Source organism: Bacillus sp. LJBS06 (assembly GCF_016924995.1).
GTDB classification, from domain to species: Bacteria; Bacillota; Bacilli; order Bacillales; family Bacillaceae; genus Bacillus; species Bacillus stercoris.
Genome location: NZ_CP070483.1, coordinates 3239696 through 3260544 on the forward strand (window position 1 = coordinate 3239696; position 20849 = coordinate 3260544).

The window sequence follows — 20849 nt, forward strand, 5'->3', positions numbered from 1 at the left end:
ATGTCACACAACCAGTTCTATTTTCAACAGTTTACTGCTACTATGATCGTATTACATCAGCAAAACCGCTAGAATTCCTATTGAAAATTATTCATCTTAACCAATGTTTTTATAGAAAAGGAGAATGCGCTATGAATATTTTTGATGTGATGAAAATACCGGCTTTTGAAAACGCCAATTTAATCGCTGGAAAAGCAGGAGGGGAAAGGGAGGTTCAGCATGTCAACATGATGGACGCTCCGGATATCGCAGACTTTTTGCATAAAAATGAATTGCTCGTCACCACCGCCTATCACCTGAAGGATCACCCGCATCAATTATCTGAACTGATTCGGCAAATGGCAAAACGCGGCTGCGCGGGCCTCGGCATTAAAACAAAGCGCTATCTGGAAGATATCCCGAAGGAAATCGTCGAACTGGCCGATTCATATGCGTTCCCGATCATTGAGCTTCCGGAACACATCCGCCTCGGCGATATTGTGAATGCCACTCTCAGCCATATTCTCGATATGCGTTCTAACGAGCTGCAGCAAGCCATTTACGCGCACAAAAAATTCACAAACCACATTATGAGCGGCAAGGGGCTGCAATCTCTGCTCAAAAAGGTGTCAGACCTCCTTCAGCTTCCCGTGCTGCTTCTAGACCAGCATGCTAAAATGCTGTCAGCGTCTCATCAAATTTCAGTTGAAACCGAAAAACTGAAAGGCACCCTGAATACCGTATCCGGGCCATTTTTCACTTGTTTCTCTACAATCTCAGATCAGAAAACATATTCTGTCCTGCCTATTTATAATCACGAAAAAAATTGCGGATATCTGCTGATACCGGACATGGTGCAGGCCGGCGACAAAGGATTGATCCTCACGATTGAACAAGCGGCCAACGTCATTTCCTTTGAACTGCTGAAAGAAAATGCGCTGAAGCAGTTCAGCCGGCGGGCGCGCAATGAGTTTTTTAACAATTTTATTGAGCGGTCCTTTTCTTCAGATGACGAAATCAAAAACCGGGCGAAAGAATTCAAGCTGCGCTGGGATCAAAAATACATGTGCATTGCCGGCAAACTCGATCGCAATGACGAATCAATCAGCTTTACAGAAAATCAGCTCGCTTCCGACAGCGTATTCGAATTTCTCGAAGGTGAATTATCGGCCTTCCCGTTTCCGCCTCACTTCTTTATGAAAGGAAACGTCGGCATTATTCTCATCGAGGCGACAGACAGCTGGAGTGAAATGCACGCCTCGGTGATCAGCTTTTTAGAACAGTTCCAAACACAGGTCAGCGCTCAATTTAAACGAACCGTGTCCTTTGGCATCAGCAATATCTGCCAAAAGCTCATTGATGTTCCCGACGCGTTCACAGAAGCTTCTGATGCTCTGCAATCGGGGCATTTGTCTAGAAGCACCGCATTTATCCAGGTGTATCACGCAAAAGATGTGCCTGAGCTTCTGCGCTTGCTCCCGGTTGAGGATTTGAAGAAATTTTACAACTCCACGCTTCAGAGTCTTGCTGAAAAACAGCAGGAGGATCAAAGCCTTCTTCATACGCTTTCCGTCTATTTAGAGACACACTGCCAAATTTCAGAGACGGCCAAGCGTCTGTACGTTCATCGCAATACGGTCATTTACCGGCTTGAAAAATGCGAAGAGCTGCTGGGGAAAAGCTTAAAAGATCCAGAAACAACGATGCGTTTGCGGCTTGCCTTACGTATGCAGCGGCTGATCAGCTAACGTTTGTCACATTCTCTTACAAAATCAATCACTTTTCGTCACTTTCAGCAATCACACCTGTCTTTTTCGGCTACTGTATCCAATGACACTCCTCAATCGGCACGATATCATGTTACTAAAGTTCACATACGAGGAGGGACTATGGTGAAAAAAAGATCGTTTGCGGTGTTTACGCTTGGCCTGCAGCATGTGCTGGCCATGTATGCAGGTGCGATTTTGGTGCCCCTGCTTGTCAGCAGGGCGCTGAATGTAACAACTGAACAGCTGTCCTACCTATTGGCGATTGACCTGTTAACGTGCGGCGTCGCGACGCTTTTGCAAACCTTGCGCGGAGCATACATCGGCATCGGGCTTCCCGTCATGCTTGGCAGCTCATTTGTGGCCGTCACCCCGATGATTGCAATCGGCGCCAATTATGGCATTCACGCGATTTACGGTTCTATCATCGCGGCCGGTGTGTTCATCTTTTTGTTTGCGCGTTTTTTCGGCAAACTGACTGTGTTATTTCCTCCTGTCGTAACAGGTACGGTTGTGACATTGATCGGCCTTTCACTAGTTCCGACAGGTGTGAAAAATATGGCTGGCGGCGAGAAAATAAACGGCAACGCCAATCCCGAATACGGTTCGTTCGAAAACCTTCTTCTCTCTGTCGGTGTCCTTGTTCTGATCTTAGTCCTCAACCGCTTTCTCAAAGGATTTGCCCGAACACTGTCCGTTCTGATCGGCATCGTCGCCGGTACAGCGGCGGCAGCGATCATGGGCAAAGTCAGCTTTTCTTCTGTTACAGAAGCACCATTCTTCCAAATCCCGAAGCCTTTTTATTTCGGAGCTCCTGCGTTTGAAATTGGCCCGATCTTAACGATGCTGATCGTCGGAATCGTCATTATTGTGGAATCAACCGGCGTTTTCTACGCAATCGGAAAGATATGCGGCAGACCTTTAACTGAAAATGACCTCGTCAAAGGGTATCGCGCGGAGGGAATCGCCATTCTCATCGGCGGGCTGTTCAATGCCTTTCCTTATAATACCTTTGCGCAAAACGCCGGCTTATTGCAGCTGACGAAAGTAAAAACGAGAAACGTCGTGATTACCGCAGGCTTTATCCTTGTCTGTCTCGGACTGATTCCGAAGATTGCTGCCCTTGCTTCTGCCGTTCCTGCTGCTGTGCTTGGCGGCGCAACCGTCGTCATGTTCGGCATGGTGATTGCCTCCGGCGTCAAAATGCTCAGCACAGCGGATCTCACAAATCAATACCACCTCCTGACCATCGCATGCTCAATCGCACTCGGCATTGGAGCCAGCACCGTCCCCGGGATTTTTGCTGAATTCCCCGCTCCGATCAGGATTCTGGTCAGTGACGGCACCATCACTGGCAGCCTGACCGCTATCTTTTTGAATCTATTTTTCAGCTTACGCGGCAAAAAAGACAAAACAGCTCAGAAAACTGAACTTACGGTATTAGAACATACACTTGCATTAGAAAAAGAGGTGTAAAAAAGATGAAGAAACAGCATAATGCCTTTCAGCTGATGATGCTGGGGCTTCAGCACATGCTCGCCATGTATGCGGGAGCCATTCTCGTTCCGCTGATCGTCGGAGCGGCGATCGGACTGGATGCAGGGCAGCTGACGTATTTAATTGCGATCGATTTGTTCATGTGCGGGGCGGCGACTCTTTTGCAGCTCTGGAGAAACCGGTATTTCGGCATCGGCCTTCCCGTTGTGCTCGGATGCACGTTTACCGCAGTCGGCCCGATGATTTCCATCGGCAGCACTTACGGTGTCCCAGCGATATATGGTGCCATTATCGCCGCAGGGCTGATTGTCGTCTTAGCCGCAGGCTTCTTCGGAAAGCTTGTCCGTTTTTTTCCGCCTGCCGTAACCGGATCAGTCGTCATGATCATCGGCATCAGCCTGATCCCGACGGCAATGAATAACCTGGCCGGAGGTGAAGGAAGCAAAGAATTCGGCTCACTGGACAACGTCCTCCTCGGGTTTGGCATCACAGCTTTTATCTTATTGCTGTTTTATTTCTTTAAAGGTTTTATCCGTTCCATAGCGATTTTGCTCGGTATGATCGCAGGAACAGCGGCTGCATACTTCATGGGAAAGGTCAATTTCTCTGAGGTCTTGGAGGCATCTTGGCTTCATGTTCCATCTCTGTTTTATTTCGGACCGCCTGCCTTTGAATGGCCGGCTGTTGTCACGATGCTTCTCGTTGCGCTTGTCAGTCTCGTCGAATCGACGGGTGTTTACTTTGCGCTTGCCGATATCACAAACCGCCAGCTGTCGGAGAAGGATCTGGAAAAGGGCTACCGGGCGGAAGGCCTTGCGATTATGCTAGGCGGCTTATTTAACGCGTTTCCCTATACAGCCTTCTCGCAAAATGTCGGCATCGTACAGCTTTCAAAGATAAAAAGTGTCCACGTCGTCGCCACCACAGGAATCATGCTGATGGCGATCGGGCTTGTTCCAAAAGCCGCGGCACTGACTACAGTGATCCCCAACCCAGTTCTCGGCGGCGCAATGATCGTCATGTTCGGCATGGTCATTTCGTACGGGATCAAAATGCTGTCCAGCGTCGACTTCGATTCACAAGGCAACCTGCTGATTATCGCCTCTTCCGTCAGCTTGGGGCTTGGCGCTACAACTATTCCCGCGCTGTTTTCATCACTTTCGGGCGCCGCATCAGTCTTGGCGGGAAGCGGAATCGTGATCGGCAGTTTGACAGCCATAGCACTGCACGCTTTTTTTCAAGCCAAACAGCCGAATGGCTCAGACATAAAAACGTAAAGGAAGATGCCAATGCTCACAATGGATGACCTGAACCAAATGGACACACAAACACTGACAGACACACTTGGCTCTATTTTTGAACACTCCTCATGGATTGCGGAGAGATCCGCGGCATTACGGCCGTTTTCGTCCCTTTCTGATCTTCACCGCAAAATGACCGGTATTGTAAAAGCCGCGGATCGCGAGACACAGCTTGATGTAATCAATAAGCACCCCCGGCTCGGAACAAAGAAAACAATGAGCAGTGAGTCGATAAAAGAGCAACAGAACGCAGGGCTCAGCAAACTGGAACAGCAGGAATACGAGGAGTTTCTCAAGCTGAACGAACACTATTATGATCGCTTCGGCTTTCCTTTTATTTTAGCGGTGAAGGGAAAGGCGAAACAGGACATTCACCAAGCCCTGCTGGAAAGGCTTGAGAACGAACGGGAATCGGAGTTCCAGCAGGCCCTTATAGAAATTTACCGAATCGCCCGCTTTCGCCTGGCTGACATCATCACTGAAAAAGGAGAGACACAAATGAAAAGAACCATGTCTTATGGCAAAGGAAATGTATTTGCATACCGAACGTTTTTAAAACCGCTCACTGGAGTGAAGCAAATCCCCGAATCATCTTTTACCGGGAGAGACAATACCGTTGTCGGCGTTGATGTGACTTGCGAAATTGGCGGAGACGCCTTCCTGCCATCATTTACAGACGGAGACAACACTCTCGTCGTGGCGACGGATTCAATGAAAAACTTTATCCAGCGCCATCTCGCATCCTATGAAGGAACGACAACCGAGGGATTCCTACACTATGTAGCTCACCGATTTTTAGATACCTATTCTCATATGGACACGATTACTCTGACTGGCGAAGATATCCCGTTTGAAGCAATGCCTGCATACGAGGAGAAAGAGCTCACCGCAAGCCGCCTTGTCTTCAGAAGATCACGCAATGAACGAAGCCGCTCTGTGCTGAAAGCCGAACGCAGCGGGAATACCATCACGATTACAGAACAATACAGCGAAATCATGGATCTTCAGCTCGTTAAGGTGAGCGGCAACTCCTTCGCCGGCTTCATCCGGGACGAATATACGACTCTTCCCGAAGACGGCAACCGCCCCCTGTTTGTCTATTTAAACATCAGCTGGCAGTATGAAAACACCAATGACGCATATGCTTCTGACCCAGCCCGCTACGTCGCGGCTGAACAAGTCCGCGACTTGGCGAGCACCGTTTTTCACGAGCTCGAAACCCCTTCAATCCAACACTTAATCTATCACATCGGCTGCAGAATATTAGTGAGGTTCCCGCAGCTCACTGATGTCAGCTTCCAATCTCAAAATCACACATGGGATACAGTTGTCGAAGAAATCCCGGGTTCAAAAGGAAAAGTCTACACCGAACCGCGCCCGCCATTCGGCTTCCAGCGCTTTACCGTGACAAGAGAAGACGCCGAGAAAGAAAAACAGAAAGCTGCTGAAACCGTAGGGAGCCTGAAAGCCTGATGGGAAAGCTGACCACCCATATTTTAGATTTAACCTGCGGCAAACCGGCGGCGAACGTCAAAATTGAATTGAAGCGGCTGGGCGAAAGTATAATGAAAGAGATATACACTAACAAGGACGGAAAAGTCGATATCCCTCTGCTGGCTGATGAAGAGTTGATGTTCGGAGAATATGTGATGGAATTTCATGCAGGAGACTATTTTGCGAGTAAAAACACGAACGCAGCCGATCAGCCGTTTTTAACCATCGTCACCGTCCGTTTTCACATTGCAGATCCAGATGCGCATTACCATATCCCGCTTTTGCTGTCGCCGTTTGGTTATCAGGTGTATAGGGGGAGTTAACATGTCAAGCCCGGTCTTCACGACCGGGCACTTTCATTTTTTTCCTGTTATAATCATGAAGACAGTATTCTTCTCACATCTATTGCCATCACTTATCTTCTTTATTTTTTCATTTTTTGAACTCTTTTCAGCCAGCAGCCGTATATAGTAACGAAACCAAGTTTCGAGGTGGGGTATGGACATTCTTTCTGACGAAGAATTGATGGAAAAAGTAAAACAAAAGGATATGGAGGCCTACAACAGTTTATATGCCCGTCACGCTCCAAAAACATATCAATTTATATTTCTGTACATCCGTCAAAAACAGGCAGCTGAAGATCTTCTGCAGGAAACTTTTATCCGGGTATATGTAAAATGCCGCAGCTATAAAAGCGAAAAAGCGAGCTTTCGTACCTGGCTCCATCAAATCGCTCACAGACTATGTATTGATTATTACCGAAAGCATTCTAAATTCAAATGGCAGCAGATGGAATTGGACGATTATTCGGAAAAGCACCAGAGCACCATTGAGCAAAATATACAAAATAAAATATTGATTCAACAGTATTTGGGACAGCTGCCTGACAAAGAGCGATCAATTCTGATTCTCGCCTACTATCAAGGGTTTACAGGCAAAGAAATTTCTCACATTCTCAACATACCGGAAGGAACAGTCAAATCCAAGCTTCATTATTCTCTAAAGAAGCTGAACAAATCCATTGAAAAGGAGCTGAAGGACTCATGAATGAGCAAGATGAAGTGAAAAGCATGATTGAAGGATTACAAGAACACATGCCCAAGCTGAACGAATTCCTGGATATGAACCGCCTGTCTCTTCCAGAACATATGTTAAAACCACCTTCTCCACCGATTACTTGGTTTGACCGTTTGAGCCATTGGCTAGCTTATCCTAGCTGGCAGCTTCCAGACCTTTTCTCATTCCGTTCTGTTGCTCAAGTGGTGACGATTTTGCCGATTTTATCCGGGAGCATAGCAGCACAAATACTTTTTTTCTTATTCTTAGGAAGGTGATCATATGACAAGCGGTACGGTGATAGGACTAATAAGCGGCGCGGCAGCTCTTACTGTCGGTACACTAGGTGGAGTCATGGGGTCTGCATTTAATCGGCAGATTTTAAACTCAATTGGCGTACATTCACTTCCACAGAACCCTAAACGGAAATATTCGCTGATTGCAAAACATTGCAGATTTTTAGGCGAATGGAATCGTTTTGACAGCTATAATGTGTTTGTCTTTTTTTTAGGGATTCTATTTCTAATTGGTGCAGGCGTATTATTGATTGTGAGATTCGAAACGGGCGGCACCCCTTTCCAAGACACACTTCAGCTCGCTTTTTTGGTTAACTCTCTCACCTGGATCTCCGTGTCCTCGATTTTATTGTTAGGACGGCTTGTACAATTGATCCACATCTATAAATACGGTATTCAACATATCAGTAAGGAGGAAACAGCCATTACCAAGACCCAAGAACAGCAAAATAAAAACAAATTCTCTTTATATTGGATCATTATTTTAGCAGCAACGATCCTGTTTATTGGTGGAGGTCTTCTGCTGCTTCAATACCCTGTTGGTTTTTTAAGTCTGGCAGGCGCCTACTTTTTGTTCATGTTTACTTTTAACTCGGTTTATCATAAAAACAAGCGGAAATAAAGAACTTCAGCCCAACAGCTGAAGTTCTTTTTTATTATTTTATATCAGTTGTGTTTTTAGATATTTGCGCGAGCAAAGCTCCGAGATAAGCCTCTTCTATCGGCCACACCCCTAAACGGTTATTCATCATATGAATATAGTGAAAGGCTAGATGGGAAGCAGACGTTCTAATCTTATCGGACTCTTGTATCTGTGAAAAAGCACTCTCCAGCAGTTTTTGGTACCCAATCGTTGACTTGGTGACAAAAGGGTTAGAGTGCATTTTTTCTATGACAACATTTATTACATCAATCCGTTTTTCCGCAGCCTCCTTCAGCTTCGTTTTATAGGTTATTCCATCAGTATAATCAGCTCCGCTCCAATAATGCAGCATGCTTTCCCAAAGATCCTGTGTTTGGTCTGCTGATAAAGAAGCTTGTTCCGCTGTTTTTTTCATAAGAAAGAGAGCGAAATCAAAACGGTCATGATCTTTAAATCCAGGATCATTCAATAATGAAAGAACCAATTCACTCGAAGACTGAAAGATGTCTTCAGCTATATTAACGCCTTGGATGCCGCCGTATTTTTCATACTCCGGCTCATATTCCTCTTGTTGGAATCCGGATTCAAAATTTCTAGTATCGGTTTTGACAGGCAGCAGCCGGCTCATTTCTGAAAGAGGTTCAGCCAGGACTTTAGATAGACTGCTGTTCAAATGCTCTTCCGTAATCTCTTCAACGATATCAATGTCGTCTTCATTTACTAAAAAACGCAAACGGATATGAGGCCCTTGCATATCAATGTATCTGATAAAAAACCACTTATGTACTTGAACACTGTCTTTTACCTGCTTAACAATCGGCGTTACAATGTTAATGATAATATTTTCTAAATACTCAGCCCTCGGCACATAAATGCTGTAAAACACCCATTCCTTCATATAAAAACCCCTTTCTCATTAGCTATAGCCGATTCTTGCTTTTTCTCAACAGGCCATTGGAATAAAGACATATACTCAGAAGCAATTACGCGCCCTTCAGCATTTTCCAGCCAATGCTGGTGGCGATTAGGAAGTCCTTCAGTGAATGTTACAGACAAAAGATCATCTTCAACAATCGTGTTTACAGCTGCTGCGATAGAATGGTAGCTATTGAAATTCAGATACATTGGTTTTCTTTGTTTTGGATTCAGCATCACACTTGTTCTCTCTCCAGAGAGAAAACCCTCATCCGGAAGGCTGTACTTCTTTTGAAATGCTTTCATTCGTATAAAGTATGCATAGTCACTCTCTCGATTCTCTTTTAAAGGGAATAAGAATACCGGGATCCGCCAGCGGGCACGCCTTTGTACAATCCTCCCCTCCTGCATACGAGGATGAAATTCTACTTTTTCCGGCGGAGGTGATTTAGGAAATAGTGGTGATGTCACCCAATTGGTTTGGTAAGCATTAATCCATGGGTTCATAATGGTAAATAAATATGAGACAGGCCCATGCATCATGTGCTGTGGCACAGCACCAAAATACATAGGAGCAACAGGGCGCCCCTCTTTGTTTACAAATGCCAGCGTACCGCGCGGATCATGCACCAATAACAGATCCTTTAACAAAAGATCATTTTGATCTGCTGTTGGATTTTCACCAAGCCACCTTAAGGATTGTGCTGTAATACCTGGATCAGTTTGCAAATTGCTGAAATCTGAGATCATCGGAAAATGAACGATATCTGAGTGAGGGTTCATCACATGAATCCATCGCTTTGTAAGACTGCTTAAATTTCTCTGATCCTCATTAAACATTGATTGAAAGCGGAGTACCAGCCCCAGACCGGAACTGATCTGGTTGATAACAAGCTGGTAGTCACCATTGGAAATGTCTTTACTGCCATTATTTGCTGCTAATTGATAAAACACAACCGCACTTGGGGGAACTGAGCTGCCGCTGCACGGGGCAAACACTCTGGACTCCTCCAGATTTACAGCTGTCTTTTTATCTTTCCGCAAGGCATTTTTAATCAGCCGGGGCCTATCTTTCCTCATTTCAAACTGATACAAAAACTCCTGAATGTCATGGCATATGCCTCCTTCCCCATACATCTCTATGAAGTGCTCACACAACAAATCATAGAGATGGGTCCGGAATTGATGCTTTCTCAACTGTCCAGAAAGCTGTTCTAAATCACGTTTGACCTGCTGGCCTAACGGCGGGTGATCTTCTATCCATTTCACATTTTCGTAAACAAGCTTTTCAGTTACTACACTTTTCGGTATTTTATCCGTAAGCTCACTGAATGCACGTTTTGACAGTCTGTAAATGAACTGATGATAGCGCAGTCTTTGCTTGGGCCCGCTTTTCGCAAGCTCCTCTACACAATGGTTCATCCATTTCACAATTCTTGCTATCCTTCTTGCTTTTTGGGTTTGTATCGGCTGTAAGAAATGATATAAACTGAGCAAAGGCTTTTCTGTTTTTCTTGAAAAAGGAAGTACCGGCTTGATCCATTGTTCAGCTGACAAGTCAGGTATTGTAAAAGAAGTATTTTTCAGCAATTCCTGTATCTCCGCATAACTCCCTGAACGGAGAGATTTGATCACCTTCAATTGTTCTTCTGACGAAATTTCTTCTGACACCATCTTATCTTCACGCCATGCAAACCCGTTTAAAATGGTGTAAGAGCTTTTCAGCAGCCGCATATTGTTCTTTTTATCAGTGTGGAGGGTTTGATTTTTTTCGTAGTACAAGTACTGGGATAATTCGTTATGCTGCGCCATCTCAAAAATAAGTTCACTGCATATTGACTTAGAAATGCTGCAAAAGTTCGTTTTTTGATTATTTGTATCAGGAGGCGTGTTATCAGCTGAAAAAGAGGTCAAGCCAATCTTGGTAAACGTACTGAATGGGCTTGTTTTCATCGTTATTCTTCCTAAATAAGACATACTGGTGCGTGCGTATTGTTTGTGGGGCCTCCATAGTTTAGCCTTTTTCTTGTTATAAGCGGATAGATATTTCGGATTTGCCAGCGCCAATCCTTTTTGCCATTCTTCATTTTCCATTTCATTCGCTAAATGTTGGCCAGCCTCTTCAATCTCTTTCTCAAAAATTAGTTTGGTATCTTCCATATACCTTTGTCTGTCGTGAACGGCCATATACCAGCGGTTAAATAATTTATAATCAGAAACAGTCAATCGTTTCTGCAGTTCACTTCTATTTTTATCATCAATTTGAAAAGGACGGCTGTTAAAGATATCTCGTTTTACTTTTAAAAGAAAACGAAGAAAGTTCGTTTCATCATCGTTGAGACAGGAAATCAGATGAAAGAAAATGTCGCTTAGAGGCTCCTTCATTACTTCAATTTCTGTTTCCAAATTCAAAATCTTTTCTATATTTTCAGATGTCTGTTTTACATCAACACATGCCAAGCTATCGATACTGCCCCCGGCAGCCCTCAGCATAACAAAAGGCGCTACATGCCCTTTCATGATACATCACCCCATATATCCAAATGCATTTCGTAAAAGAAAGAAAAATGCCGATAGCAAACAGAAAAGATAAGTAAGTGAGACTAAACTGTAGGTAACGTAAATGATTTTTCTATTTTTCGCCACATGCTGTAAGTAAGCAGGAGGCTTTCTAAACGTGCTTACATGCAGCAAATATGTTAAGGCTCTTTTTCTCAGTGATAACTCCCCTGCAGCAGCCTCTACCGCGTGATATCCATCAGTAGGAAGCAGTAAATTCAAATTGCTAAGAACAAAAAGGATTTGCAAAAATGAAATAAGGTGCGCTGTCTCGCTTATAGTGCCTTGAGGAGCCAACATTGAGACGGCTGCCCACAAACCGCAAGCTAACAAATCTGAATACGGCCCGGCTAGCGCGATATGAATTCTGCTTTTCTTGCTTTTGAGCCGGTAGGTGTCTGTCCGGTCAACGTACGCAACTGGAATAAAATAATAGAGCAGAGCGACACCCGCTTCCCGTATGGTGATACCGTAAGCTTTCGTTACTAAGGCGTGAGCCATTTCATGAATAATCAAATGAAAAGCAATGACACAAACCAAAAAAATCCAATGAATGGAAGACCATTCGATCTGCCATCCTCCTGTCACATTGAGCATAATAAAGGAAGAAATGGCACAAAAAAACAGAATATAAAAGGTTATTTTTTGAAGCATATTGGGAATAGAATGGTAAAGATGAAGCAGGGTTTCTGTTGATTTATTGAGAGACTTCGCCAATGGTAATCGAAGCATCGGTTTATCAGCTGCGCGGCGAATTGCCTGCTTCATCTGATGTTCAGGCAGCGGTTTTATATTTAAGACATTGGCTTTTCTTAAAGATGAAAAAAACATATAGACAATTTCAGGAAAGTTACCGTAATTTGCATAATTTTTTTCTAGTTGATTCACTATATCCTGGCCCGTGTTTGAACCATCCATTAAGTGAAAAATCTCCAAGCCAACTTTTGAAAGCCTGATATATTTCCCATTCTGTTTGTCAAACAACATGGGTTCTTCATTGGCGCCTATTAACAACTCGACTCCTTCACCTAAATAGAGGGGATTGACCAATAGTTCTTCATCGTACTGGTATTGAACTTGACCGTTGTTCATGGCATCATTAAACTCCTTTTATTAACATACAAATACGGTATAATAGATAAAGGAAAGTAAGACATGCGCCTGCTCGCAACAGGCACTTGCCTTACTTGTCTAAATAAGGGCTGATCACCCGTAGCTGCTTGCTGTGCCAGCAGTTGACGCTGTAGTTGCCGGACATGAAGCTGTTGTAAAAGAGGAAGCAGTGCTAGCTGTTCCTGCAACAGTCGCCAAATCCACTTGGGCCGGCAGCTCTTCAGCGTATAATTCCAATGTTTTAATAGTAGTATCCTTTTCAGACATAATGTCACCGCCTCATGTTTTTTAGGTTGATAACATCCTAATTTACCGTTGAAATGGTAGCTATTGTGGAGACAAACGTCGTCCACGATGCATAGGAAGCTCCTGTCGACATCGTCGAGACAATAGACGACATGTCCACTTGGGCCGGCAGCTCCTCTGCAAAGAGTTCCAGTTTTTCTGTTTGCTCGCAGTTAACCTTCAACATACACATCTCCTATTTGAATCAACCGTAGCAGCTGATCGTGCCGGCTGAAGCTGCTGTTGTTCCCGGACATGAAGCCGTACTGACTGATGACGTAGAACTGAAAGATGCCGCAATCGTTGCTAAATCAACTTGCTCCGGCAGTTCTTCTGCAAAAAGCTCCAATTCAAGAGTTTTATCCTTTTCCATTTTTCATTCCCCCTTATTATCCGCCGTATGATGAGATCGTGCCGGCCGTAGAAGCCGATGAACCCGCACACCCAACTGTACCGAATGTTGCTGATGTAGTGAAACCAGATAATGATTGGATTTCTGTCATTTCTTCAGCATAAAGTTCCAGTTCACACTCTTTTTTCTCTTTCATTAGTAAACCTCCTTTTATTGGATTTAAATAATGAATGTATTATTATCCAGAAAGTGATGATGCCGTTGATGCCGTCCCCGCTGTGCTTCCAGGGCACGAAGCTGAGCCAACAGTTGTGGCTGAAGCCCAAGTCGACAATGGCCCCATTGTAAAATCCATTTGCGTTTCAAGCTCTTCTGCAAATAATTCCAATTCAACTTTTTTCTCTTCCATCTTTATCACCTCCTTTCAAGTTATGTGCTTTGAAGAAGGTTTATTTTTCAGAAAAAGATAGCGGTTTTCCAAATGAGAACGCGCACAGTTGAGTCCGATGCCGGCCGTCAATAGGCGTGTATTCCCTTAGCGGTCTAGGAAGGGCGCCAGCAAAAATCGTTCCCTGAAGTCCAAGTGTTAACGCAGAAAGCCAAGCATTTTGAGCCGCTGCGCCGCCGCGCACCATCAAATGCCTGTAGCCGTGTCCGCCGTACTGCTTTACCGCCTGATTCATTGTCCCATTAATAATAATAATGGCAGGAGCATACACAAATTCTTTTTGGAGAAACCAATCATCCGCTTTTTCTTGTTCCGGTATCTCGCCCATAGGCTTTAAAGAATGCGTTTCGGCACAATAATCATAGAAGAATGGACACCGCAGATTTTGGACACGCCACGCGATAACAGAAACCGTAATATCAATTCCCTGGCCGATCTGGCGCGCCCAATTTCTGTTATCTTCTTCTTTGACCGTCGCTAAAATAGTCCCCAAATCACTCAAATCAATTGCATGCTGATCATAAAATCGAGTGGCGGTACGCTCTTTCAATATGTGAAAAAGTTCTTTGCCTTCATATTGTTTTTCCGGCAACAGACATGATTCCCTTGTATTCAAGTTCTCTTGTTGCTGTCCCTCTACGGCACGATCGATTTCGCAGTCAAGATGAAAGGTTTTCGTTTCTTCGATTAATTTGTCTATCAGCTGAAATGGTTCAAAAGAAGCCATTGTCATCACCATCCGTCATCTAATCCGGCTAAAGCTATTACCGGTTCTTTTTTAGGATCGATTCCAAAACAGGATAAAAGCGCTTGCTCATTCCACTGATCAATCATATTTACTTTTATCCCGAGACCTGCAGATACAGCTTGCATTTGTGATAGAGCGACCCCTCCATCTAAATGAATGACTTTATAAGCAAAACCATTGTATTTGCTGGCAACTCTTTCATAAGCCCCTGTCAAGAGAACAAGCGCCTTTGGAAGATTGTCTTCTTTTAGTCCTGTTATATCAGTTATTTTCTTCTTGATTTCTCCTATTGTTAATGATGGACCGACTTTTGCCAATGAGTGATCCAAGTACTGGTAAAAGTAGCAGTTAGGAGCTAGTCCGTTTACTGACAGGGCAAGAATGTAAATCTGGCAAGATCCCAAGTTGCCCCCGGTTGGCGCCCACCTCTGCACTTTTCCAGTTGCCTGGCCGCTGTCTGCGTCTCTTAACCCACCGCTAGTCAAACATAAGCGAGTTAACGCTTCCAGATTCAATTCCTCTCTTCCAGACATAGGCTGTATTCTGTTTTTCAGGAAACCGCCTTTTGGCTGCGGCAAAAGCTCTTCGGTCGGCAGCTCATATAAGGCAGCACTCGGATAGCTTTTTGCTTCATTTGTTAGTAACAAGTTTTTTGGGTTGTAATGGACTTGATGACTTTTAGGGTTAATCAAATGTTTTGATGGAAAGGCGATTGCATTTTCAAACTGCAATACAGGATGAAGCTCATTCTCGGAGTCGCCGGTGCAGCAACTGCCGTCCGGTCTTGGATGGACCTTTTTGCTGGTGCACGTCCAATTATCGAATCGGAATGTGAGATACTCTGTTCCGGTTGCAGAAGGAGCAAGCCTCGTAATGAAATAAACAATTTCAACCGCAGAATAATATTCCCACATTTCAATATGTTCAAGGCTTGGTTTGCCTTGGCCATCTTCTGATTCAACTGTTATTTGATAGTCTCGATAAGTGGCTGTTTCATTTTTTTCAAAATATGGCCCCAGAACACCGACATTTCCTGCTGCTCGTGTGAGTATCCATGGAATATTCTTTTCATGGCAGATATGATCCAATGACCTTAATTGTTTGTGGTTCAAAGGATTGGTGCAGAAGACAATCACAAGGTCGGCATGATCGATGTTCACTTCATCTGAGAGCCGTGCTGTTACAACATTTTCTCCTCCCATATATACAAGTTCCTCATGAAGGATCTTGCCATGCTCTGAATCAGTCAATAGCAGAATCTCAGCAGTTTTCAATTTATGTAATCCTTCTGCCGCACTTCTGTTTACTCTTGTCGAATCAGTACTTCGCTGAAAAAATTGGTAAACATCAGGCTCAAAACAGCTTGTATCTATCCCTTCATCACCTTCCGCATCATCAAGCAAACCGCGCATGAACAATAAAGAAAGAATGTTGCTGATGTCTCTTGGAGAATATTGGTCAAACTCCGCCATAATATCTTTAATGGTATACGAACCATTGAGAAATGGTATTAGATTTGGCAAAAAGCGCGTAACAGCATTTCCTTTCAGCACCTGCAAATGTTCTGTTCCATGAAATAACATAGAATCTTGATCCGGAATCATTTGAAGACTTGCGATTAAGCGCGGCTTTTTAGGCAATCGAAAATTCGGGTCAAAGTAAGCCGCATGGCCAACTTGCTCAGCTGACATGACTGATGCAGGTTTCATTTCGTAAGCACTTCCCCTCTTCTATGACTTAACAATGATTGAAGGTCTTCAGATAACTGTGCCACGCTGCGGTTTTCTTCAGAGCGTTTTAATCCACATCTCGGGCAGCCATGCACTGACATGGTTTGTGAACTGAAGGATTCTCTTGTCAGCATGTTTAATTGCCAAACTCGCCCAGATTGTGATTGCTCATTCTCGTCAATTGATTTTATAATTGTCGAAGCGAAAACGGCTGACCAGCCGGCAAAGCTGCGTAAAAATCCCTTTGGTCCCGCGTCTGGATGGCTATGATAATATGCATCTATTTTTTTGACATACTGAGGAACCGGTGAATGCTGTAAATAACGAGATTCAAAACAATGGTAGCATGTCCCTTCACCAGGTATAACAAGCGGGCCTATTCTGATATACGGATGATCCATAGTAATGGGAAGCCACGGTTCATTCCATTTAAAACAAAGCTGGTCGAGCTGTTTTGAAATAAAAGAAGATGATTTCCAAGAGGCAAAGATATGCAATCGAGCAGATGGAAAACGGTCTGACGGCAATAAGTAGAGCGGCTCGTTTAATGGCGTAATCACAATATGATCGATTTTTTTAGAAAGCTGCTGTGCGACTTCCCTGCCAAAGTCTCCTGTTGTCATGATATGAATGGGTTTCATTTATAAAATCTCCTTCCTTATTAAGCAAACGGCTGAGGCCAAGCATTAATTTCGCTCTCCGTTTTCACCGGATAACCCATCGCTTTTGTTGCTTCATAAAGACGCTGGTGCCCTAAAAAACGGCAGCGGTAACTGAAGGACAAAGGCTGAAGGCCGGGTATAATGACACGAACCACGCGCATATCAGCATGAATGGCTTCATCGGTTGTCAGATCAACTGCAAATGCCTCAAGTCCCTTTTCCTCAAGACGATTTAAAAGAAATTTTAAATTTTCTCCCGCATTTTCTTGCTCAAGGTTTGGTAATTCTGAAAGATTGGATTGATTCGGCGAATGTACTAGAAAATCATAGGCATGCAGCCTTTCAGCTTTCCCCATATAGGTCGCGCCGTGGAACACATTGTAGAAATCATCTATATCTTGCGGCGCAGGGCGCTCTGCCATCATGGCGATGCGTGAAGAAGCGGCTTCCCTCATAACTTTGTTTATTGCTTTATGAGGATTTAAATCAGTCGCACACATAATCAAGGCAGCCAGTTTTTTATTATCGGGTGTCAGCTGCAAGGAATAAATGGTTGGAATGCCTAAGTCCGTTGTACCATCGAACAGATATTGCTTGATATTTCCATTCTCGAATGTTTTATTTAAAAATTCAGTCATTTCTTGATCTGGCTTTTTATCAAAGATGATGTGAGGAAGAGGAAGTTCTTGATACCAAGTTAAAGAGATCGCGTCCCTTTCAATGACTTCACATATCGCATTTACAAGAGCTTGTTCATAAGAGGTATGTGCAGCACAGCCGGTCGAAATCGGAAGCCAAAAGCGCTCACCTTGGCTCATAGCCGGCAAATGCAAATAGGTCATGATGGCTGGAATCCATGTCTCTTCTTGTGTGTGAAGAGACATGCCCTTTACCCACCTCAACGGAGAATCTAATAATGGTTTATTTACCGGGCAGCGGGGATGAGATCGTTCAGTTTCTGAGCAGATGGGAATTTTTTTTAAATCTAAAGCTTTCGACCCTAATTCCTCAGCTGTTGCCCAAATAAACTGTTCCTCACTATACACACAGCTGGAATATCGTTCTAATGCTTCAGCAATCGCTTTAATTCGACTATCTTTTTCGTGAAGTGATCCTCCTGCACCATCCATATCTCCCGTCAACGACTTCCCCGGATTTAAGCTTGATATATGGGACAGAGACTGAGAAATATCTCCCGTAGATGCAACTTGAATTGGGAAATCAGGTTCACCAGGATAGGTCGGGAGGGAAGATACTCTGTTTATAAATCCTCCTAAAGGCTGTACTAGTTTTTCCAACGAATGAGCCATTCACGCACCTCCATTTTTTCAAAAAAACGTAAATTCTATGCTATGAATTTATTATATTAGATATATCAATCTGGATCTATGTCGAAAACCTTAATATACGTTAAGATTAATAATACTTTTTTCCTAATTTTATAAGTTTTGTCATTTTCATCTGAACTGAATTGTCTTTGTTCCCGTATATGCTAATGAAATCATACGTCTCAGTTGTCTTATCTAAAGGAGGAGATTCAGATTAATTACACAAAAAGAGAAATGCTTCTAATTGGCGATTGGTTATTAGACTCTGAACGTGAAATGCTGGTGAATGAAAATTCCACTATTCCCCTTTCCAGAATTCAATTTCGTTTGCTTCATTGTTTAGCTGTCAATAACGGCAGACCAGTATCCAAAGCCAAACTCATAAAATATGCGTGGGGAGAGGAAGGGTTCGCTACAAAGAATGCATTGTATGTATATATTAATCGGCTGAGGCGACTAATCGAGAAAGATGTAAAACGTCCCAGGCATATCTTATGCCTGAGAAAAGAAGGCTACATTCTCTATCCAAAACATTAAAGGAGTGTGACAGTTACATGAAGTCCAGCTTACCTATCACCGTGCAAAATCTAAATAAGTCTTACGAGGATCATCAAGTCATAAAGGGAATTTCTTTTGATTTGAGAAAAGGGGAAGTTTTTGGGCTTTTAGGTCCGAACGGAGCGGGGAAAACAACAATCTTAGAATCTATCATCGGATTGCGCAAACCAAGCGGCGGCGAAGTTTCAGTGATGGGTTACAACCCATTGAAACAGCCTGAAAAAATCCGTCCATTTATTGGGGTTCAGCCTCAAGAAACCACTCTATTTCCTTATTTGAAAGTAGGAGAAACTTTGAAATTATTTTCTTCCTTATATAATAAATCAAGATCTCCTGAAGAAATATTAAAGCTGGTAGGTTTAGAAGACATGATGAACAAACCCACTCGCAAACTATCAGGGGGGCAAAGGAAAAGGCTGCTGATCAGCATTGCACTTATATCTGATCCTGATATTTTGTTTTTAGATGAACCGACCGCCTCTTTAGATCCTCATTCACGCCGGCAAATCTGGGATATTATCCAATCCCTTAAGGAAAATGGGAAAAGTGTTTTCTTAACAACACACTCAATGGAAGAGGCCTATACACAATGCGACCGTACTGCTATTTTAAATAACGGGAAGTTTGCCGCCCTCGGAACGCCGGTAGATTTAATACAAACCCATTGTCCTCAGCAGCGCTTGTTCCTAAAGTACACCGATCAGAAAAAAGTGGCTCAATTGAAAAATATTCCCGAAATAAAAAAATCTTCAATAAAAACACTGCCTATTGGCTACGAGCTTGAAATCGTGGCCGAACCCATTACCAAAAATGTAATTTCTTCGATTATCAAACAGATTGACGCAGAGTGGTCCAGCATCCGCATTGAACAGGGAACCTTGGAAGATGTTTTTCTTAAGCTTACGGGAAAGAAAATACGAGAGGGTGTTTTGGTATGATGAATAAACGTGCTTTTTCTGCGCTTCTATTCATGAATATAAAAGAACTGATTCGAAATCCTTTAACCTTTTTTATGGTTCTCGCCTTTCCGTTTCTATTCCTGATTATGTTTGGTGTTCTCTCCAGCTCTACGGGAGTCGGTACAGATTTATTTGAGTTTATCATTCCTGGCATTATTGTGATGGCATTCTTTACGCTTGCTATAAACGGAACTTCCACTCCTATCATACAAATGAGGGACCAGGGAACTTTGCGATTAATTGGTTTAACTGAAGCATCAAAGCTGACCTTTGTGCTTTCTCAAATATGCGCTCGTTTTGTTTTAGCAGCTTTTCAACTTGTTGCGCTGCTTAGTATCGCTTATTTCAATGGAATGTTACAAGCACAGAATATCCCTCAAATCATGCTTGTTTCACTTATCGGGCTTCTCATGCTGTTTGCACTTGGTTATACTGTGGGAAGCATGCGTCTCTCTATTGAAGCTGTAAATGGGCTTTCAGGTGGCATGCTGGCCCCTCTGCTAATCGTGTGCGGATTAATTATGCCGATGAACCTGCTTCCCTCTTGGCTTGAAACAGTATCGAAATTTATCCCTCTCACCTACTTTGGAGAACTTCTGCGTTATTATTTAAATGGAGACAATCCATCTCTTGGCGTGTTATTCAGCTATCTTATTTTAATCGCTTCAACTGCACTTCTGGCTTTTGCAGCTGTCCGTTTGTTTCGTTGGGATAATATCCGCGGATAACATCATAAAAAAATCAAGCCATCTCTTGCCGCATTCCCGCAAGCCTGCAGCCTAATCCAGCCATACCCAGGCCGACAGGGACAAATCCCCTGTTGGCCCTTCTTTATGATTTACTTTTTTTCCAAACAGAACGCAAACATCATCCTCCTGATATGCAGCATCATTTGAGTCTGTTTTAATAGTGTTTAATCTCTCTTACACCTTTAGACAAAATATTCATTTTTTCTTTTTTAGACTCAAATCTATGTCGAAAATGATCGTTTGGCATATCTTATTCTATCTCCACTAAAGGAGGTGACATTATGGGATTCTACAATTCTGGCGGAAACTCTGGTTATTCAAGCGGTCTCGGCAGCTCCTTCGCTTTAATCGTAGTGCTATTCATTTTGTTAATCATTGTTGGAGCTTCTTTCTTTAGCGGTTATTAAGTTT

24 protein-coding genes are annotated in these 20849 nt (G+C 43.4%); 12 read left to right on the forward strand and 12 right to left on the reverse strand.

All coding sequences use genetic code 11. The features are described 5' to 3' along the window. The first annotated feature begins 131 nt into the window (after positions 1 to 131). The 8 genes from pucR to JQX68_RS16545 all read left to right on the forward strand — a co-directional run bounded on the left by pucR (position 132) and on the right by JQX68_RS16545 (position 8011). Positions 132 to 1727, forward strand: a complete 1596-nt coding sequence (pucR, locus tag JQX68_RS16510; RefSeq protein WP_014665255.1) for a purine catabolism transcriptional regulator PucR — start codon at positions 132 to 134, stop codon at positions 1725 to 1727. Between the two features lie 144 nt (positions 1728 to 1871). After that, on the forward strand, positions 1872 to 3221 hold the full coding sequence (gene pucJ, locus JQX68_RS16515) for a uric acid permease PucJ (RefSeq protein WP_147772799.1): 1350 nt from the start codon (positions 1872 to 1874) through the stop codon (positions 3219 to 3221). Between the two features lie 5 nt (positions 3222 to 3226). Further along, positions 3227 to 4519: a uric acid permease PucK gene (gene pucK, locus JQX68_RS16520; RefSeq protein WP_147772493.1), complete on the forward strand. Its 1293-nt coding sequence runs from the start codon at positions 3227 to 3229 to the stop codon at positions 4517 to 4519. 12 nt (positions 4520 to 4531) lie between these two features. Next, entirely contained in the window at positions 4532 to 6016 is a 1485-nt protein-coding gene (pucL, locus tag JQX68_RS16525; protein ID WP_147772494.1) for a factor-independent urate hydroxylase, read from the forward strand. Beyond that, the gene (gene uraH / locus JQX68_RS16530; protein ID WP_014665259.1) at positions 6016 to 6360 is read left to right on the forward strand and encodes a hydroxyisourate hydrolase; all 345 of its coding nucleotides are present in this window, start codon (positions 6016 to 6018) and stop codon (positions 6358 to 6360) included. Before pucL ends, uraH begins: the two co-directional genes overlap by 1 nt. 175 nt (positions 6361 to 6535) lie before the next feature. Continuing rightward, entirely contained in the window at positions 6536 to 7084 is a 549-nt protein-coding gene (locus tag JQX68_RS16535) for an RNA polymerase sigma factor (protein WP_040081921.1), read from the forward strand. Continuing rightward, positions 7081 to 7371: a hypothetical protein gene (locus JQX68_RS16540; RefSeq protein ID WP_014665262.1), complete on the forward strand. Its 291-nt coding sequence runs from the start codon at positions 7081 to 7083 to the stop codon at positions 7369 to 7371. Before JQX68_RS16535 ends, JQX68_RS16540 begins: the two co-directional genes overlap by 4 nt. Before the next feature lie 4 nt (positions 7372 to 7375). Beyond that, positions 7376 to 8011 (forward strand): hypothetical protein, encoded by a 636-nt coding sequence (locus JQX68_RS16545; protein WP_014665263.1) that lies wholly within the window; start codon positions 7376 to 7378, stop codon positions 8009 to 8011. A gap of 34 nt (positions 8012 to 8045) precedes the next feature. On the opposite strand, the gene JQX68_RS16550 is transcribed toward JQX68_RS16545, so the two are convergent. The 12 genes from JQX68_RS16550 to JQX68_RS16605 all read right to left on the reverse strand — a co-directional run bounded on the left by JQX68_RS16550 (position 8046) and on the right by JQX68_RS16605 (position 18154). Then, positions 8046 to 8930, reverse strand: coding sequence for a thiopeptide-type bacteriocin biosynthesis protein (locus JQX68_RS16550; protein ID WP_103030953.1), 885 nt, complete (start codon positions 8928 to 8930; stop codon positions 8046 to 8048). Then, a complete protein-coding gene (locus tag JQX68_RS16555; protein ID WP_147772495.1) occupies positions 8927 to 11467 on the reverse strand; it encodes a lantibiotic dehydratase in 2541 nt (846 codons plus the stop codon). Before JQX68_RS16555 ends, JQX68_RS16550 begins: the two co-directional genes overlap by 4 nt. A gap of 6 nt (positions 11468 to 11473) precedes the next feature. Beyond that, on the reverse strand, positions 11474 to 12598 hold the full coding sequence (locus tag JQX68_RS16560) for a PqqD family peptide modification chaperone (RefSeq protein WP_103030955.1): 1125 nt from the start codon (positions 12596 to 12598) through the stop codon (positions 11474 to 11476). A gap of 114 nt (positions 12599 to 12712) precedes the next feature. Continuing rightward, positions 12713 to 12886: a thiocillin family RiPP gene (locus tag JQX68_RS16565; protein ID WP_014665267.1), complete on the reverse strand. Its 174-nt coding sequence runs from the start codon at positions 12884 to 12886 to the stop codon at positions 12713 to 12715. A 37-nt stretch (positions 12887 to 12923) separates the two neighbouring features. After that, positions 12924 to 13091, reverse strand: coding sequence for a thiocillin family RiPP (locus tag JQX68_RS16570; protein ID WP_014665268.1), 168 nt, complete (start codon positions 13089 to 13091; stop codon positions 12924 to 12926). A gap of 18 nt (positions 13092 to 13109) precedes the next feature. Continuing rightward, entirely contained in the window at positions 13110 to 13277 is a 168-nt protein-coding gene (locus JQX68_RS16575) for a thiocillin family RiPP (protein ID WP_014665269.1), read from the reverse strand. A gap of 16 nt (positions 13278 to 13293) precedes the next feature. Beyond that, positions 13294 to 13452 (reverse strand): thiocillin family RiPP, encoded by a 159-nt coding sequence (locus JQX68_RS16580; RefSeq protein ID WP_014665270.1) that lies wholly within the window; start codon positions 13450 to 13452, stop codon positions 13294 to 13296. Positions 13453 to 13494: 42 nt separating this feature from the next. After that, the gene (locus JQX68_RS16585) at positions 13495 to 13665 is read right to left on the reverse strand and encodes a thiocillin family RiPP (RefSeq protein ID WP_014665271.1); all 171 of its coding nucleotides are present in this window, start codon (positions 13663 to 13665) and stop codon (positions 13495 to 13497) included. Positions 13666 to 13705: 40 nt separating this feature from the next. Continuing rightward, positions 13706 to 14431: a nitroreductase family protein gene (locus tag JQX68_RS16590; protein ID WP_237711708.1), complete on the reverse strand. Its 726-nt coding sequence runs from the start codon at positions 14429 to 14431 to the stop codon at positions 13706 to 13708. Between the two features lie 5 nt (positions 14432 to 14436). Next, a complete protein-coding gene (locus JQX68_RS16595; protein WP_147772496.1) occupies positions 14437 to 16161 on the reverse strand; it encodes a nitroreductase family protein in 1725 nt (574 codons plus the stop codon). Then, complete coding sequence (locus JQX68_RS16600; RefSeq protein ID WP_069150252.1) at positions 16158 to 16823, reverse strand: TOMM precursor leader peptide-binding protein; 666 nt, start codon at positions 16821 to 16823, stop codon at positions 16158 to 16160. The genes JQX68_RS16595 and JQX68_RS16600 overlap by 4 nt, the downstream gene beginning before the upstream one ends. Positions 16824 to 16843: 20 nt before the next feature. Continuing rightward, entirely contained in the window at positions 16844 to 18154 is a 1311-nt protein-coding gene (locus tag JQX68_RS16605; protein WP_014665275.1) for a YcaO-like family protein, read from the reverse strand. Between the two features lie 294 nt (positions 18155 to 18448). Between JQX68_RS16605 and JQX68_RS16610 the strand changes: the two genes are divergently transcribed. The 4 genes from JQX68_RS16610 to JQX68_RS16625 all read left to right on the forward strand — a co-directional run bounded on the left by JQX68_RS16610 (position 18449) and on the right by JQX68_RS16625 (position 20845). Then, positions 18449 to 18709 (forward strand): winged helix-turn-helix domain-containing protein, encoded by a 261-nt coding sequence (locus JQX68_RS16610; protein WP_231560771.1) that lies wholly within the window; start codon positions 18449 to 18451, stop codon positions 18707 to 18709. Beyond that, positions 18667 to 19668: an ABC transporter ATP-binding protein gene (locus tag JQX68_RS16615; protein ID WP_237711709.1), complete on the forward strand. Its 1002-nt coding sequence runs from the start codon at positions 18667 to 18669 to the stop codon at positions 19666 to 19668. The genes JQX68_RS16610 and JQX68_RS16615 overlap by 43 nt, the downstream gene beginning before the upstream one ends. Continuing rightward, positions 19665 to 20417 (forward strand): ABC transporter permease, encoded by a 753-nt coding sequence (locus JQX68_RS16620; RefSeq protein ID WP_014665278.1) that lies wholly within the window; start codon positions 19665 to 19667, stop codon positions 20415 to 20417. Before JQX68_RS16615 ends, JQX68_RS16620 begins: the two co-directional genes overlap by 4 nt. Before the next feature lie 302 nt (positions 20418 to 20719). Next, positions 20720 to 20845, forward strand: coding sequence for a YjcZ family sporulation protein (locus JQX68_RS16625; protein WP_014665279.1), 126 nt, complete (start codon positions 20720 to 20722; stop codon positions 20843 to 20845). The last annotated feature ends 4 nt before the right edge of the window (positions 20846 to 20849 follow it).